15 protein-coding genes are annotated in these 14,345 nt (G+C 45.1%); 8 read left to right on the top strand and 7 right to left on the bottom strand.

Annotated elements, in window-relative coordinates; translation table 11 throughout:
• Positions 1–76 precede the first annotated feature (76 nt).
• The 4 genes from MHI15_RS15655 (at position 77) to MHI15_RS15640 (ending at position 3,977) form a co-directional block, all read left to right on the top strand.
• Positions 77–634, top strand: coding sequence for an RNA polymerase sigma factor (locus MHI15_RS15655; protein ID WP_076193465.1), 558 nt, complete (start codon positions 77–79; stop codon positions 632–634).
• Entirely contained in the window at positions 616–1,749 is a 1,134-nt protein-coding gene (locus MHI15_RS15650) for a DUF4367 domain-containing protein (RefSeq protein WP_341164583.1), read from the top strand. Before MHI15_RS15655 ends, MHI15_RS15650 begins: the two co-directional genes overlap by 19 nt.
• A gap of 81 nt (positions 1,750–1,830) precedes the next feature.
• Positions 1,831–2,703 carry a hypothetical protein gene (locus MHI15_RS15645; protein WP_076193460.1) on the top strand — a complete coding sequence of 291 codons (873 nt, stop codon included), beginning with the start codon at positions 1,831–1,833 and terminating at the stop codon, positions 2,701–2,703.
• Positions 2,704–2,990: 287 nt separating this feature from the next.
• The gene (locus MHI15_RS15640; protein WP_341164582.1) at positions 2,991–3,977 is read left to right on the top strand and encodes a stalk domain-containing protein; all 987 of its coding nucleotides are present in this window, start codon (positions 2,991–2,993) and stop codon (positions 3,975–3,977) included.
• Positions 3,978–4,070: 93 nt separating this feature from the next.
• On the opposite strand, the gene MHI15_RS15635 is transcribed toward MHI15_RS15640, so the two are convergent.
• A complete protein-coding gene (locus MHI15_RS15635; protein ID WP_254847740.1) occupies positions 4,071–5,513 on the bottom strand; it encodes a DHA2 family efflux MFS transporter permease subunit in 1,443 nt (480 codons plus the stop codon).
• Positions 5,514–5,807: 294 nt separating this feature from the next.
• Here MHI15_RS15635 and MHI15_RS15630 point away from each other — a divergent pair, with 294 nt between their 5' ends.
• A complete protein-coding gene (locus MHI15_RS15630) occupies positions 5,808–6,389 on the top strand; it encodes a TetR/AcrR family transcriptional regulator (protein ID WP_076125257.1) in 582 nt (193 codons plus the stop codon).
• A gap of 97 nt (positions 6,390–6,486) precedes the next feature.
• Here the strand turns inward: MHI15_RS15630 and MHI15_RS15625 are convergent, their stop codons facing one another.
• From MHI15_RS15625 to MHI15_RS15615, 3 genes are read right to left on the bottom strand one after another with little or no spacing between them, the layout of a single operon-like run.
• Positions 6,487–7,758, bottom strand: a complete 1,272-nt coding sequence (locus tag MHI15_RS15625) for an ABC transporter substrate-binding protein (protein WP_341164581.1) — start codon at positions 7,756–7,758, stop codon at positions 6,487–6,489.
• Positions 7,759–7,790: 32 nt separating this feature from the next.
• The gene (locus MHI15_RS15620; protein WP_076141188.1) at positions 7,791–8,630 is read right to left on the bottom strand and encodes a carbohydrate ABC transporter permease; all 840 of its coding nucleotides are present in this window, start codon (positions 8,628–8,630) and stop codon (positions 7,791–7,793) included.
• Complete coding sequence (locus MHI15_RS15615; RefSeq protein ID WP_341164580.1) at positions 8,630–9,511, bottom strand: carbohydrate ABC transporter permease; 882 nt, start codon at positions 9,509–9,511, stop codon at positions 8,630–8,632. The genes MHI15_RS15620 and MHI15_RS15615 overlap by 1 nt, the downstream gene beginning before the upstream one ends.
• A 125-nt stretch (positions 9,512–9,636) precedes the next feature.
• On the opposite strand from MHI15_RS15615, the gene MHI15_RS15610 reads away from it, so the two are divergent.
• Genes MHI15_RS15610 through MHI15_RS15600 form a run of 3 tightly spaced genes read left to right on the top strand, consistent with a single transcriptional unit; the run spans position 9,637 to position 11,204 of the window.
• Entirely contained in the window at positions 9,637–9,972 is a 336-nt protein-coding gene (locus MHI15_RS15610) for a hypothetical protein (protein ID WP_248547728.1), read from the top strand.
• Positions 9,973–10,029: 57 nt separating this feature from the next.
• Positions 10,030–10,506 (top strand): VOC family protein, encoded by a 477-nt coding sequence (locus MHI15_RS15605; protein ID WP_340395200.1) that lies wholly within the window; start codon positions 10,030–10,032, stop codon positions 10,504–10,506.
• Positions 10,506–11,204: an SDR family oxidoreductase gene (locus MHI15_RS15600; protein ID WP_339247259.1), complete on the top strand. Its 699-nt coding sequence runs from the start codon at positions 10,506–10,508 to the stop codon at positions 11,202–11,204. The genes MHI15_RS15605 and MHI15_RS15600 overlap by 1 nt, the downstream gene beginning before the upstream one ends.
• 84 nt (positions 11,205–11,288) lie before the next feature.
• Here MHI15_RS15600 and MHI15_RS15595 read toward each other — a convergent pair whose 3' ends face one another.
• Genes MHI15_RS15595 through MHI15_RS15585 form a run of 3 tightly spaced genes read right to left on the bottom strand, consistent with a single transcriptional unit; the run spans position 11,289 to position 14,253 of the window.
• Entirely contained in the window at positions 11,289–12,296 is a 1,008-nt protein-coding gene (locus MHI15_RS15595; protein WP_076125241.1) for a FecCD family ABC transporter permease, read from the bottom strand.
• Positions 12,293–13,300, bottom strand: coding sequence for a FecCD family ABC transporter permease (locus MHI15_RS15590; protein ID WP_341164579.1), 1,008 nt, complete (start codon positions 13,298–13,300; stop codon positions 12,293–12,295). The genes MHI15_RS15595 and MHI15_RS15590 overlap by 4 nt, the downstream gene beginning before the upstream one ends.
• A gap of 5 nt (positions 13,301–13,305) precedes the next feature.
• On the bottom strand, positions 13,306–14,253 hold the full coding sequence (locus MHI15_RS15585; RefSeq protein ID WP_341164578.1) for an iron-hydroxamate ABC transporter substrate-binding protein: 948 nt from the start codon (positions 14,251–14,253) through the stop codon (positions 13,306–13,308).
• Positions 14,254–14,345: the final 92 nt, after the last annotated feature.

The raw sequence follows: 14,345 nt of genomic DNA, 5'->3' as shown, positions 1-14,345 counted from the left end.
ACTGAAACGGAAAAAAATGTCACGAAACAGACCGCTCAAGTGTTATAACTGTACTGATAGTAGAAAGGAGACAGTCGTGGACTCTATTGAAGAGAAGATAAAGCGGGTACAAGCGGGAGAAGTCTACCTTTTTTCAGATATTATCAGACTCTACCAACAACGGATCTACCTCTACTGCTTTCGCTTGTTGAACAATAAGGAAGAAGCTGAGGATGCGGTTCAGGACATATTTATTAAGGCTTACCAGAACATCGGCCATTTTGAGTCTCAGGTAAGTTTTAACTCGTGGCTCTACAGGGTTTCCTATAATCATTGCCTGAATCAATTGCGCCGGAAGAAATTTCAAAATCAGCTGCGAAAATTACTCAGACAGGATGTAACCACTAAAAGCGCTGAACAAATGGTGGAAAATCAGTTGTTCAGTGAATCCGTGGCCTCTGCCCTGGCAAAGCTTAGCGTGGAGGAACGTAATCTGTTGATTTTACGCATTTTTGAAGATAAATCATTTGCAGAAATTGGTGAAATTCTGGGTAAAAGTACGGTCACTGTTAGGAAACGATACGAGCGGACAAGGTGCAAGCTCAGAGAAGTCATTGAAAGAAAGGAGAAACAACTATGCGCAAGGACGAATTGACTTCCGAAGAGTTGTTTCTGAAGGAGGGGGATAATTCTGCCAAACTTCCGCTGGTTGATGTTCATGATTCTGTAATGCAAGCCATCGGGCTAGGTAATGGTCGCCTTGCTGTTAAGCCTGTACCTCACCAGCAGGAGGGGGACATCCCAGATATTATGCATAGAGTGGAGCCAGCAACCTATGCCAAACGATGCCGTAAGCGCATGTGGAGCAGGTCTGTAAGGAGATGGGCAGCGGTGCTGATCCTGGTTGTCTTGGTAGGAGGAAGCTATTCCTTGTTTAAGGAGAGTCCCTGGCAAGCTGCCAAATTTCAATATGAAGTGCTGCCATACGAGCCGCTTCTTGCAACGAAGGAAGGGGGGACGATTGAAGTATCTAGGAATCCGTTAGTTCCTTCAAAGGTAAAAATTCCTCAGAGAGTGGCGACCAAAGAAGAAGAGCTGCTGAGTGAAAAAAATTTAGAGGCATATAGAGTTGTAGAGAAATTATTACTACCGGGAGAGGGCGCTTCTTACGTGTTAAAAAAGGAAGGTGCTGGAGATGAACGTCCTCAGCTTGGCAGAGTTATTCCTGCGATGCTATTTAATGATTATTCTAGTTATTTAGCCAAAGCAGAGGAGTATAAGGCGCCATATTTGCCACGCCCGGAGTATCTGCCAGAAGGGTATGTTTTTGATCAAGCATGGATACAACCTGATTTTGAGGTCAACGAGAATGAACTGCTTGCCCTGACTGATGGTATAAAGCTGGAAGGCGGTTACCGGGTTATGTGGAAAAAAGAACCTACGGCCAGAATTAATTATGAATATTCGTCGATGAGATACAAAAAAGGAGAGAGTATGGTAAGAATTAATGCCAAACACATCAAGGCAAAGACCGGAACGGTGGAAAGCTTATTAAGGACTAACACTACAAACGTAGAGAATATTCTTGTTAACGGAACCCAACTGATCTATACGGAAACTACAAACATTGAAATAAAGTTGGGGTATAGATACAGACTTGTCTGGACGGATCCAGAACAAAATGTAGTATACGATATGACTGCTGCACCGGAGTCTTCTGCTTTAACCAAAGAGGAGGTTATCCGAATTGCTGCCGACATGATGAAATAAGTATAGAAATTTGATGTCACAAATCCGGTAACGTAAGTGTTATGTAAGAGTACTACATATACAGGAAGGTGAGGTATTTTAATGAATAATAGAAAAACACTCATTGCCATGACCAGTATGACCCTAATGTTGGGTTTAGGTTATGGCTTCAAAGGAGAAGCTTACGCCGAGAAGTCTGTTGCTCAGTCTGTGGAAGAAACCGCCATTAAGGCGGAAGTCAAATATATAGCTCAGGGCATCGATGAAGCTGCCAAAGCGAAAACAGATCAGGAACAAAAAAAATTCAAAAATCTCAAAGATCTGCAGCAGAAAGCATTAAGTGAAGAGCTTAAACCTGGAGAAATCAGATATGTGTATATTAATGACAAGGAATATCAAGCCTATGCTAAGGGATCACCCACTGCGGGTGCATATTATTCCCTTTCGTTTAATACGTATAATGAATATGTGGAAAGGTATGCTGCCGGCAATACCTCCATACCACTGCAATTGCAAGAGCCTCCGGAAGGCTACAATTTTTTCAGGGCAATTGTTTCTCCATATATGACGAAAAAAGAACAGGATAAGATATACTATCAAGTGATCGCCGAGGGTAAGGCGTCCGATAAGAAAATCTATGTAAAGAAATTGCAGGAGAAGCGTACGGCTATCAACATCATCTATAATATGACCACAGAGAAAAATGGTAAAAGAGGAGTTCTTGCCATCGCTGCCGAACCTGCAGGACCTAAGGATACGACTGTTGAATCCGAACCAGCAAATGCACAGTCGCAGAAGCTAAAAGTGAGTGGCCAAGAGGTGGTATACACACCTATTGATAAGATGGAGTACAAGTCAGTTGCATGGATGAATCCAAAGACCCGTGTCAATTATATTATTCGGGAAACCGGTGGACATCTGACCAAGGAGGATTTGATTGCTTTGGCAGGACAGATCATTGAAGCTTCGGCGTAGAATGATTCTAAGAGACTTACTAATACATTTGATCAAGGCAGCCCCCAGGGCTGCTTTTTGATTTGAGTATAAAGATTTATAGTATTCATGCTATTTAGGAGATTAGAAGTGAAATGTGGCGTTGGGCAATGGAAATGTGTCTTTTTTAAGTATTCACAAATAAAGAACGAATATCCTATCATTCCAATATTTACAAAATTCGATATAAAGTGATATAATTTTCGAGATTCATATACATAAACATGAAAGAAGAGTGTAAGATGCTAAAGGTAACAAGCAAAAAAGTCATGTCAATTATTACAGTTAGCTCAATGCTGTTGGCTGTGGGTGCAGTCGCTTATGCAGACACGACATTGAAGAAGATTTCTGCATATCAGAATGCGGCCATCAGCATTGAAGTGGATAATCAGAAAGTGAACCTGTCAAGTAGTGAAGGAACAATGTACCCAATTATCTATGAGGGACATAGCTATGTATCCGCCAAGGCTGTATCTGAAGCACTGGGGGCAACCGTGAAATGGGATAACAGTCGTCAAGCTGTTGTGATCACATCGGCGAACGGCGGAACATCTACATCCGTTGTCCCGGATAAGGACAATACTGTTGCACAAGCTACTGCGAAGCCTGCAACCGTATCTACTCCGCCTGCAACCGAGCCCACTCCGCAAGCAACACCAAAGCCTGCTGCATCATCTTCCGCTACGACTTCCAGTAACAGCGGCGCTTCGTTTGCAGATGCAGTGAAGTTGGGTACTTCTTTTACTTATACGGACCTTGATAACAATTATAGCCCTAAGGGTGATTCAACATCTGCTCAATATACTTTCACTATCAATAAGGTTACGTCGACTACTCTCGGACAATTACATGCTCTTGGGTTTGAGGAACATGTCACTGATCCCGATGTAGCTGTAGATTATGTCCTGCTTGATGTAACGCTTAAGGTGAAAAACGCCACTCTTGTAAAAGGTAGTGAGGACCAAGGGCGGAAGTTCCTTTCAAGTTTTACACCTACCATTTGGGGGGTAGAAACATCCAGTGGACAATACTATATTGGTGGCTCTAGTGATTATTTTGAGGGATCCCTCGGAGAAAATATCGAAAAGCTGTTGGCTGATTTTCCTGAAGTCACCCCAAGTAAACCGGGTTCTTTTGAAGCTTCGGGTAAAGTTGTTCTGCCAATAATCAAAGGCAAGGAGAACACCCTTATTCTTTATAGAAACGATAGTAAGCTTGAGTCCGACAAAAGATCCATATATTTTAAACTGAAATAGTTATGCAAGTTAGCAGAAAAAGAGATCAACGATGTTATTCATCGTTGATCTCTTTTTTTATGAGGCTTACACAGTGCTGATAACTTCTATATATCAAGCTTCTTTGGCAATGATTTTTTTGAGCTTCACCTTGGGTTCTTGCTCAGGGTCAGGCGCTTGCCCAACACGTTTAATAAAGAAAGATAGCAGCAGACCGAGGATACCAATTCCCACAATCACTAGATAGGAATCATTGATCCCTTGAATGGATGCTTCCATAATCATATGTTCCTGTGTTCCGTTCTGTGTACTGCCAGAGGCCAGCATATCCTTCATATGCGTTGTAGTACGGCTTGTCATTACGGTGACGAGCAGGGAAGTCCCAACGGCGCCAGCTACTTGTCGAATGGTATTCGAAATCGCTGTACCATGCGCACTAAGCTTGGCGGGGAGTTGATTTAGACCCAGAGTTTGTATAGGCATGAGGAGCAAAGCCATCCCGATCCGGCGGCCTGTTGACATGTATACCAGATACATGTAACTGGTTGAGTCTGTTAAATTTACAAAGCTTAGAGTCGTTGCAATTGTAATCAGTAGACCGATAATAGCGAGCCATTTTGCCCCGAACCGGTCGAACAGCTTGCCGGTTACCGGCATCAACAATCCCATTACGAGTGCACCAGGAAGTAGCAACAAGCCGGACTCCATCGCTGTAAAACCGCGGGCATTCTGCAGGTACAAAGGTAGCAGCATCATATCCGCATACATCACGATTGTAACTGCGATACTGATGACAGTTGTTAAGGAGAACATATTGTATTTAAAGGCCCGGAGATCAAGTAGTGGATTTTGGGAAGCCAACTGTCTCCAAGTAAACAAGCCAAGGGAAAGCACACCTGCTGCTAAAGACAATAACACTTCTGCGCTCGACCAACCCGCACTGGCAGCGCGGCTGAAGCCATACAGCAAGGTTCCAAAACCGATGGTAGAAAGAGTAACGCTAACAATGTCCAACTTGGGAAAGATGCGTTCCGATACATTTTTTAAATAAATAAATCCGCATATGATTACAATGACGGTCAAAGGAATCATGCCATAAAACATAATCTCCCAAGAATAATGTTCCAAAATATATCCAGCCAGAGTAGGTCCAATCGCAGGTGCGAAAATAATGGCCAACCCTACCATCCCCATAGCAGCCCCTCTCTTTTCAGGAGGGAACAGGGTCAAGATGACATTCGTGAGCAGTGGCATGATAATCCCGGCACCAGCTGCCTGAATCATACGCCCGGTCAACAGAACAGGGAAGTTTGTCGCGACGGCCGATACGATCGTTCCAGCCAAAAATATAAACATAGAAGCTTGAAAAAGCTCCCGCGTCGTAAATCGTTGCATTAGATAAGCTGTAATCGGAATTAGAACACCATTAACCAGCATATACCCCGTTGTCAGCCACTGAGCTGTAGCCGCTGAGATATTAAAATCATGCATTAACTCCGGAACGGCAACGCTCATTACCGTTTGATTCAGTGTCGCAAGAAAGGCGCCCAAAATCATAATGAATAAGATGGGGCCCTTTTTCACGGAACTGCTTGCTACTTCTCTCTTTGTACTCACTCCACTCCATCCTTTCAACTCGTCGATCATGGACTAAATTTACAGTGTGTTGTATAGTTTACAATGCATGAATTAGATTATAAATGAAATTTTCATGTAATCAAGCAACAATTTGCGAAAAAATGTAAAGTAGTTTACATTCTTTGTGAAAATGTAGTTTTTTCTTTTTAAAAAACAACAATTATTTAAAATATGTAGCTTACAATATGAAAGTAAAAGATTGGAGAGTAGAAGATGAATAACACAACGCAACGTACAGATCCCCGGGTACTTCGGACACGTCAATTGCTTAGAGATGCTGTAATTGAATTGCTTGAGGAAATGGATATTGAGAAAATATCAGTAAACCGTATTGCAGAGCGGGCAAAAATCAATCGTGTTACTTTTTATCTACACTATCGGGATCTCCCGGATATGTTAGAAAAGATGGCGGATGAGATGGTGGAGGACATTCTACAAGTGGTGAACAACGATGGCAACCATGATGAATCGGTTGATGAAGAGAATCTGAGGATATTAGAGAGTCTGCTTAAGCATATTGCGGAAAATGCAAAATTCTACAAAGTCATACTCACATCGAAACGAAGCCCGATTTTTACAGATCGCCTGTTTAATCTGATGGCGGAAATCATTTCTGCACACCAGAAGAAAAAGGAGGGGGCCGTTGATCATTCAAAGGTACCGATACAAAAGGACATTGCCGTTTGGTACGGTTCAGCAGCTCTAATTGGCACGGTTATTTCTTGGCTCCGAGATGACATGCCCTATACGCCTGTGTATCTTGCCAGACAAATTAGCATGCTGCGTGCGAACTAACAACGGGTTCCGACTAATGAACGGAGAGGAATTAAATGAACACGCAAACAGCCACGCATCGTTGCGCGGCTGTTTGCCCGTGTTTAGAGCAGGTAAATCACTGCACACTGAGATTATCCCAGTTGATTTGGAATTCCTTCAACATCCCTTCTTTGGTCAGCTTGCCGCCGAGACACCCTTGAATGCTGCTGGATAATTCCTGTGGCATCCCGTTCGGCAGGCGGGTCCAGTTCCAAGTCAGCGCTTGATCTTTATCGGTATAAGCCAGCACCTCAGCACCTAGTGCTCCAAGATCTTCTTCGGTTCCCTTAATGTTGTCGAGTGCAGGGATGAATTGGAATTCTTTAGTGATATATTTTTTTCCGGTCTCGGAGGTGACGAGCCAATTCAGGAAGACCTTGGCCTCCTCCTTAACGGGAGAGTTTTTATTGATAACCCAATTGCTGGGTACGCCTACATAAAGCTTGTCGTTGTCTTCGGGAGTGTCGTCAATGGGCATGGGCAGGATGCCAAGGTTTAGATTGGGATCGATGCCGTCGATCTGCCCTTGTGTCCAGTTACCCTGCTGCATCATCGCAGCTTCGCCGCTCGCTAGCATAGTGACTTGTGTATTATAGTCGGTTGAGAGCGGGTTCTTATTGCCGTACTCAACAGTAAGGTCAAGTAGATCGATCCACTTGGAGAAAATAGGGTCTCCGGCGAAGGTTTTGGAACCGTCTGTAAGTCCGGCGATGAATGCCTCTGGATCAGGCTGCTGGGCGAAAGGCACGTTTACATTATGATTGCCAAGCACGAACCATTCTTGGTAACCATTCGCAAAAGGTGTGATGCCTGCCGCTTTTAACTTCTCGGAGGCTTCGCGTAGAGCGGTTAGCGTCAATGGCTTCTCAGTGATTCCGGCTTTTTTAAATAGATCCTTATTATAGATAAAGCCGTATCCTTCCAGATTCATCGGCATCCCATACAGCTTGCCATCTATAGTCATTTGTTCTGCTGCGAGTGGCTTTACATCCTTGGCCCAAGCTTCGCCGCTCAGATCCTCCAGATATTCCAGCCACATATCACGTTCATTGTTGCCGCCGATGGTAAAGATATCCGGTTCATCTCCGGAAGAGAATTTGGCACGCAGCGAGGCGCCATAATCGGTCCCGCCACCCACGCTTTGCACCTCAAGCTTAATATCGGGATGTTCTTTCTCGAATTCGGTCTTGAGCGAAGCCAGCGCTTCAGATATTTCAACCTTGAACTGGTAGATGTGTACGGTTTTGACTCCATCTGCATTGTCGCTGCTGCGTCCGCAACCGGCTGTCAGGGCAGCCAGCAGCAGGGAGCATGCGAGGAGAATTCCACGTTTTGTTCTCATATTCATTCATCCTCTCTGGCTGAAAGTCACGTGTATCATTAGCCCTTCACGGAGCCTTGGGCAATACCTTCGATAATATATTTTTGCATCACTAGGAAAAAGATGACCACCGGCGTAATCCCGAGCACAAGTCCTGGAAGCGCCAAATCCCACTGCTTCGTATATTGTCCGAAAAAGCTATAAGTGGCGATGGGAATGGTGCGAAGCACCGGATCCTGCAGAATAAGCGATGGCATCAAGTAATCATTCCAGATCCACAGGGTATTCAGTATGATGACGGTGACGATAATCGGCTGCATAAGCGGAAGTACAATCCGGAAAAAGGTACCATAAGGACTGCTTCCATCTACTCTTGAGGCCTCCTCGATATCGAGAGGTACCGATTTAACGAAGCCGTGGAATAGAAAAACAGTCATCGGGGCGCCAAACCCAAGATATGCTAAAATCAAACCGGCGGTTGAATCCATGACGCCCAAACCGCTGACGACCTGCACCAGCGGAATCATAATAGATTGAAATGGAATAACCATGGCGGCTACTAATGCAATATAGAGCACACGGTTATACAAGCTGTTGTTGCGGACCATTTTGTAAGCACACATAGAGCAGAGGAACGCTAGCAGAACATTACTAATCACCGTGATGATAAAAGAGTTCAGGAAGGCGCGAGGGAAATTGGTAGCTTTCCAAGCTTCCGCGTAGTTGCTCCACTGGAGTGCTGAAGGCAGCGCAGCAGAGTCAGAAAGTATTTCACTATAGCTTTTCACTGAATTAGCCAGCAAAAAGTAAAAGGGCACTAAAAATAGAAGTCCCAGCAGGATTACAATCACTTCGATGAGAAGCAGGGGGACATTAAATTTCTTGGCGGTAGTCTCCATTACAGCTCCACCTCTCTTTTCTTGGTTGCTCTAACCTGTAGTAGGGAGATCACGGCCACGATGACGAAGAAAACCATCGCTTTAGCCGAGCCCATTCCGAACCGGCTGATGGTATAGGCTTCATTGTAAATATTCAAGGCTACAGATTCGGTAGCTTTAAAGGGTCCACCCTTGGTCAGCGACAGGTTGAGGTCAAACAGCTTAAAGGACCAGGAGATAGATAGAAATAGACAAACAGTTACAGCAGGCATGACCAGTGGAAGAGTGACATGGCGCAAGGCCTGAAAACGTCCGGCTCCATCCACTTTGGACGCTTCAATTAGGCTTTGGGGAACATTGTTGATAGCAGAGATGTAAATCACCATCAGATATCCCGCATTTTGCCAGACAAATACGATAACAATCGCCCAGAATGCTGTCCCTCCGGTGCCTAGCCAGGCAAGATTAAAGAAGGACCAGCCCGTGGCCTGCCCGATAGAGGAGAATCCTCTGACAAAAATAAACTGCCAAATAAACCCGAGCAATAGTCCGCCAATGACATGCGGTACAAAAAATACAGTTCTCAGGACATTACGTGTGAACAGTTTGCGCGTCAGCACATAAGCGAGTGCGAAGCCAAGCAGATTGGTCAGCACTAGACCGAAGAAAGTGAACTTCGCCGTGAACCAGAATGAATTAAGAAAGGAAGGATCCTTGGTGAAAATATGTAGATAGTTCCGTAGTCCGGTCCACTCGACATGCCGCGAGATTCCGTTCCAGCTGGTAAATGAATAATAGAGTCCCAAAAAGAAAGGAATCAGCACAATAATAAAGAAAAACAAGGAAGTTGGCCCGACAAAAATAAACTGCTGCATCAGGCGTGATCTTTTTCTATGGTCCATCGTTCCTCACCCCTTTTGTTAATTTAAACTTTTCATTCTATAACCGAATTGGTGATTAACCGAAACAAAAAGTAATATTACTAACCGAGTATTCTTAACCAGTTGCGGCATCGGGAGAGGCAAAAATGCCTTTGATAGCGCCGAAAGTGTGCGATTTGGAGAAAAGAGAGGTAAAAATGCCTTTGATAGCGCCGAAAGTGTGCGATTTGGAGAAAAGAGAGGTAAAAATGCCTTTGATAGCGCCGAAAGTGTGCGGTTTGGAGAAAAGAGAGGTAAAAATGCCTTTGATAGCGCCGAAAGTGTGTGAGTTGGAGAAAAGAGAGGCAAAAATGCCTTTGATAGCGCCGAAAGTGTGCGATTTGGAGGAAAGAGAGGCAAAAATGCCTTTGATAGCGCCGAAGTCGGCTGGACTTTCTCTGGATAATTTTCACTGGCTCGGAACGATTTCTTTTCAGGCTTGACAGCCTTTTCAAAGAATCGGTATGGTGGACTTGTCAGACAAATGGGAGGTAGGGTACATGTCAGGATGGCTGGGGAATCATTTTGTTACGCAGATTGGAATTTTGGTGAATGATGTTGAAAAGGTAAGCACGGCTTATGCGGAGTTTTTTGGACTGGAAAAGCCGGAAATTATCGTTACAGATACAGAAGATCAGGCGCAGACTCGGTATAATGGCGAGGCGACGGTGGCGCGGGGGAAGTTGGCTTTTTTTGATATGGGCTCCCTGCAGCTTGAACTGATTGAGCCAGACCAGCAGCCCAGTACATGGCGTGATTATTTGAATGAACATGGTGAGGGACCTCATCATATTGCTTTTGTGGTTGAAGGAATGAAGGAGAAGATTATGCTGCTCGAAGGCAAAGGGTTCCCACTCCAGCAAAAGGGCGAGTATACCGGGGGGCGTTATGCTTATATGGACACGTTCAAGGAGTTAAAGGTGATTGTGGAGCTGCTGGAGAACGATAAAGATAAAGATAAAGGAGAGGATGTATAGTGAATATTCTAATTACTGGTGCCGGACGTGGACTAGGTTATGAGCTGGCGGCTGAGGCATTGAAGCGGGGGCATGGAGTCATTGCCGGGGTTCGCCGTCCCGATCAGGAACAAACAGCACTATCTCAGCTCGCTGCGACCTACGGGGAGAAGCTGACTGTGGCCCAGCTGGACGTGACGGATGAAGAAGGAATCGCGGCACTTGCTGCAAATCTGCAAGGACAAGGCCGGACGCTTGGTGCTATTATCAATAATGCGGCCGTACTGACTGCAAGGGACACACAGATTGAAGAGCTGGATTTCCAAGATATGCTTACCACGATGGATATTAATCTTTATGGACCGATGCGAGTGGTTAAGCATTTCTTGCCGCTACTCACTGAACCCGAGCTTTCGATCATCAACATATCGTCGGAAGCAGGCAGCATTTCTAATGCTTATTCCGGAGACTATCCTTATTCCATCTCCAAAACGGCACTTAATATGTTCTCACAGCAGCTGCATGTATATTTAAAAGAACGCGGGGTACAAGTACTCGGCGTACATCCCGGCTGGATGCATACGGATATGGGCGGGGCAGAGGCGCCAACGAATCCAACCCAAAGTGCTGAGGGCATCATGGACTTGATCGAGAAGCGGACTATACCGGAAGGTCAATTCATGTTTGTAGACTATACGGGTAAGGATATGAAGATTTAATAATGAGTGTTCTAACTAAAAGAGGTAACTCAATAGCCATTCATGGCTTCTGAGTTACCTCTTTTGATTTTTCTATATGCTTATTTATTTCTTAATCAATAAATAAGCGAAATAAGGTACGCCGATCAACGCTACCATGATCCCAGCCGGGATGCCATCAGGGGAGACGAGATTGCGGCCAACGGTGTCCGCGATCAGAAGCAACCAGCCACCCAGCAATACTGCGACGGGAATAAACATCTGATTGCGCGGACCGACCAACGATTTCGCAATATGTGGTGCCATCAATCCGATAAAAGCGATTCCACCTGTTACGGATACCGCGGAGGCGGCAGCTGCGACGGCGACAAGAATCAGGACGATACGTTCGCGCTCCAGATTCAGACCGACACCAATGGCTGATACCTCACTTAGACTGAGCAGATTGAGTCGCAGCGATTTGTACAGGGTAAAGGGAACTAGCAGCAATAACCAAGGCAGTAAAGCCCAGATGAAGGGCCAATCTGTACCCCAAATATTCCCGGCAATCCATTTTGCGATAAAATCAACTTTGGCACGATCTGCGGATGAAATGATTACGATCATAACTCCCGACAGCGCTAGGGAAAATCCGACCCCGACCAAAACTAGCCGAATAGGATCAAGCCCTCTAGTCCGACTATATGAAAAAAGATAAATTAATGCTGCCGTAATTATAGCCCCTATAAAAGCAACCAGCGGCAACGCATAAATGAAGGTTCCAACGCTAACCGGGAAGTAGAGAAAAAATACAGCGACAGCCACACCTGCCCCGGAGTTAATCCCAATAATACCGGGGTCTGCTAGATCGTTTCGGGTAACACTTTGCAGAATCGACCCAGATAAGGCCAAGGCCATTCCTGCCAGTAGCGTAATTAGAATACGTGGCAGTCTCACAGAAAATAATACAAAGTCCTCTTTAAAGGTTCCATGACCGAAGAGAACGGGAAGCAGCCTGTCAAAAGACAGGGAAGAGTAGCCGATTCCCATACTGGCAATAGCCGTAAGCAGGATCAGTCCGGTGCATACCCACAGGATAAGACGTTGTTTTCGTACTGGAGCAGAGGAAATCATGAGAGTGTTTGACCTCCTTTACGAACAACGAACAAAAAGAAAGGCAGTCCTAGCATAGCCACGACAGCAACTATCGGCGTTTCATAAGGGGCATGGATTGTACGTCCAATGGTATCTGCAAGTAGCATGAAGGATGCCCCAGTGAATACTGAAATCGGCAGAATATAGCGGTAGTCGGTGCCGACTATTTTGCGGACAATATGCGGAATCATTAGCCCTACAAAAGCCATGTCCCCAATTAGAGCGACCGATGCGCCAGTCAGCAGAATAATGAGCGTGAACAGAATCCCTTTAACCAAAACAAGGTTTTGTCCTAATCCGATCGCTACCTCGTCACTCAAGCTAAGAATAGTCAGCTGGTTAGAAAATATTAATGCCACCACGATCCCGATGAGGATCACAGGTGCAATGGCCTGAAGCTGGCCCCAAGTTGTGCCGATAAGCCCACCGGCAGTCCACATGGATACATCTTTGGATATCTTGAAGGCAATGCTGACACCACTTGCGATAGCATATAGGAATGCAGATACCGCAGCACCAGCGAGTACGATACGGATCGGAGACAAGCCACCTTGGCGCACGGAGCCGAGAATAAGAACCAGAACGGCTCCCAGAGCAGCGCCGAAGAAGCAAGCAATCGTGGTGCCAAAATAGTTCAGCCCCGGCATAAATACGAAGGTAAGCGCCAGTGCCATATTAGCTCCTGAAGTTAACCCCAGCAGGCCGGGATCGGCTAACGGATTGCGCGTAACTCCTTGCATAATAGCACCGGATACGGCAAAGGCGGCGCCGATCAGCATGGCGGCCAGTTCACGCGGCAGCCTGATCTCACGGAGAATGAGGACATTGTCTGCCGTTGAACTTGAAGTGATGGCAAGCCACAGATCATGGAGGGTGGTTTCTTTAGCCCCGAATAACATCGCGATCACGAGGCAAATAACCATTACCAGCACGCTACCAAGCAGCTTATAAAAGAATGGAATGGAAGTTTGCTTCGTAGTCATCTTTATTATTTTCCTAGAAAGCTTTTTTCAAAGAATTCCAGTTGATATTCTAAGCTAAGCGGATCGTTAAAATAGAATGCTTTGGCATCAGCTTCGTAAACATGATTATTTTTGACAGCAGGGATGCTTTTGTAGATTTCTGTATCCTGGAAGGAATTATCTTCATCCGCATTTTTACTAAAAATAACGTAATCGCCTAGATAATCCTTCAGCACTTCTGTTGAGAGGGCCACGTAACCATCTGTTTTGGTGCCTTCCTTTACTGTCTCCGGCATACCGAGCTTGAAGTCCCCATAGAGGAGTTCAGTTCCGCGGCCAAAGTTATACCCGTATACATACAATTGCTTATTGAAGGTTTCAATGACAGAGACAGTTGCATCCTCGCCGATCTTCGCTCTGATTTCCTCACCCGCTTTTTTGGTGCGGGCACTAAAGTCATCTACCCAAGCTTGGGCTTCTTTTTCTTTGTTCACCAATTTGCCGACTTCCAGCTGTTGGGTTAAGTAATCAACTTTATTATAAGTATAAGTAACCGTTGGTGCGATTTGCTTGAATTTATCGATGTTCTTAATATCGGAGAGACCGATAATCAGATCAGGCTGCAGCTCAATAATCTTCTCCAGACTTTCATCACTTACAGCTTCTACATCTTTCAATTGCTCTTCAAAGCGCGGATTGGTTTTGGACATTTCATCTACGCCTACAACAGGTACACCTAGTGCCATAACATTACCTGTTAAAAATCGAGTGAGGACAACGACACGCTGAGGATGTGTCGGAACTTCAACAGTTCCATTTTCCGATTCATAAGTAAAAGTCGCACTTTCTGACTCCGCAGCAGGAGCCGAGGATGGGCTGTTTGTAGGACTAACCTCATTCTTCGCCTGATTTCCCCCACAAGCACTAAGGGCAAGCCCTAAAATAAGTACAAACGGAATAAATATCTTTCTCATTTAAATAATTCTCCCCTTTTAATGACTATGTTTCCGTGAATAATTCCATTATTTAATGAATCCCAGGCTGCGCCATAGATTGATTATGAGAA

Origin of the sequence: Paenibacillus sp. FSL H7-0918, assembly GCF_038007025.1 — a bacterium.
Classification (GTDB): Bacteria; Bacillota; Bacilli; order Paenibacillales; family Paenibacillaceae; genus Paenibacillus_AQ; species Paenibacillus_AQ odorifer.
This window is presented reverse-complemented; position numbering and strand designations above follow the sequence as displayed.

Excerpts from the sequence above, each read along its gene's own strand:
- MHI15_RS15585 (WP_341164578.1), bottom strand. The coding sequence starts at position 14,253 with ATGAGAAAGATATTTATTCCGTTTGTACTTATTTTAGGGCTTGCCCTT.
- MHI15_RS15595 (WP_076125241.1), bottom strand. The coding sequence starts at position 12,296 with ATGATTTCCTCTGCTCCAGTACGAAAACAACGTCTTATCCTGTGGGTA.
- MHI15_RS15630 (WP_076125257.1), top strand. The coding sequence starts at position 5,808 with ATGAATAACACAACGCAACGTACAGATCCCCGGGTACTTCGGACACGT.
- MHI15_RS15640 (WP_341164582.1), top strand. The coding sequence starts at position 2,991 with ATGTCAATTATTACAGTTAGCTCAATGCTGTTGGCTGTGGGTGCAGTC.
- MHI15_RS15615 (WP_341164580.1), bottom strand. The coding sequence starts at position 9,511 with ATGGACCATAGAAAAAGATCACGCCTGATGCAGCAGTTTATTTTTGTC.
- MHI15_RS15625 (WP_341164581.1), bottom strand. The coding sequence starts at position 7,758 with ATGAATATGAGAACAAAACGTGGAATTCTCCTCGCATGCTCCCTGCTG.
- MHI15_RS15590 (WP_341164579.1), bottom strand. The coding sequence starts at position 13,300 with ATGACTACGAAGCAAACTTCCATTCCATTCTTTTATAAGCTGCTTGGT.
- MHI15_RS15610 (WP_248547728.1), top strand. The coding sequence starts at position 9,637 with ATGCCTTTGATAGCGCCGAAAGTGTGCGATTTGGAGAAAAGAGAGGTA.
- MHI15_RS15645 (WP_076193460.1), top strand. The coding sequence starts at position 1,831 with ATGAATAATAGAAAAACACTCATTGCCATGACCAGTATGACCCTAATG.
- MHI15_RS15650 (WP_341164583.1), top strand. The coding sequence starts at position 616 with ATGCGCAAGGACGAATTGACTTCCGAAGAGTTGTTTCTGAAGGAGGGG.
- MHI15_RS15635 (WP_254847740.1), bottom strand. The coding sequence starts at position 5,513 with ATGATTTTGGGCGCCTTTCTTGCGACACTGAATCAAACGGTAATGAGC.
- MHI15_RS15605 (WP_340395200.1), top strand. The coding sequence starts at position 10,030 with ATGTCAGGATGGCTGGGGAATCATTTTGTTACGCAGATTGGAATTTTG.
- MHI15_RS15620 (WP_076141188.1), bottom strand. The coding sequence starts at position 8,630 with ATGGAGACTACCGCCAAGAAATTTAATGTCCCCCTGCTTCTCATCGAA.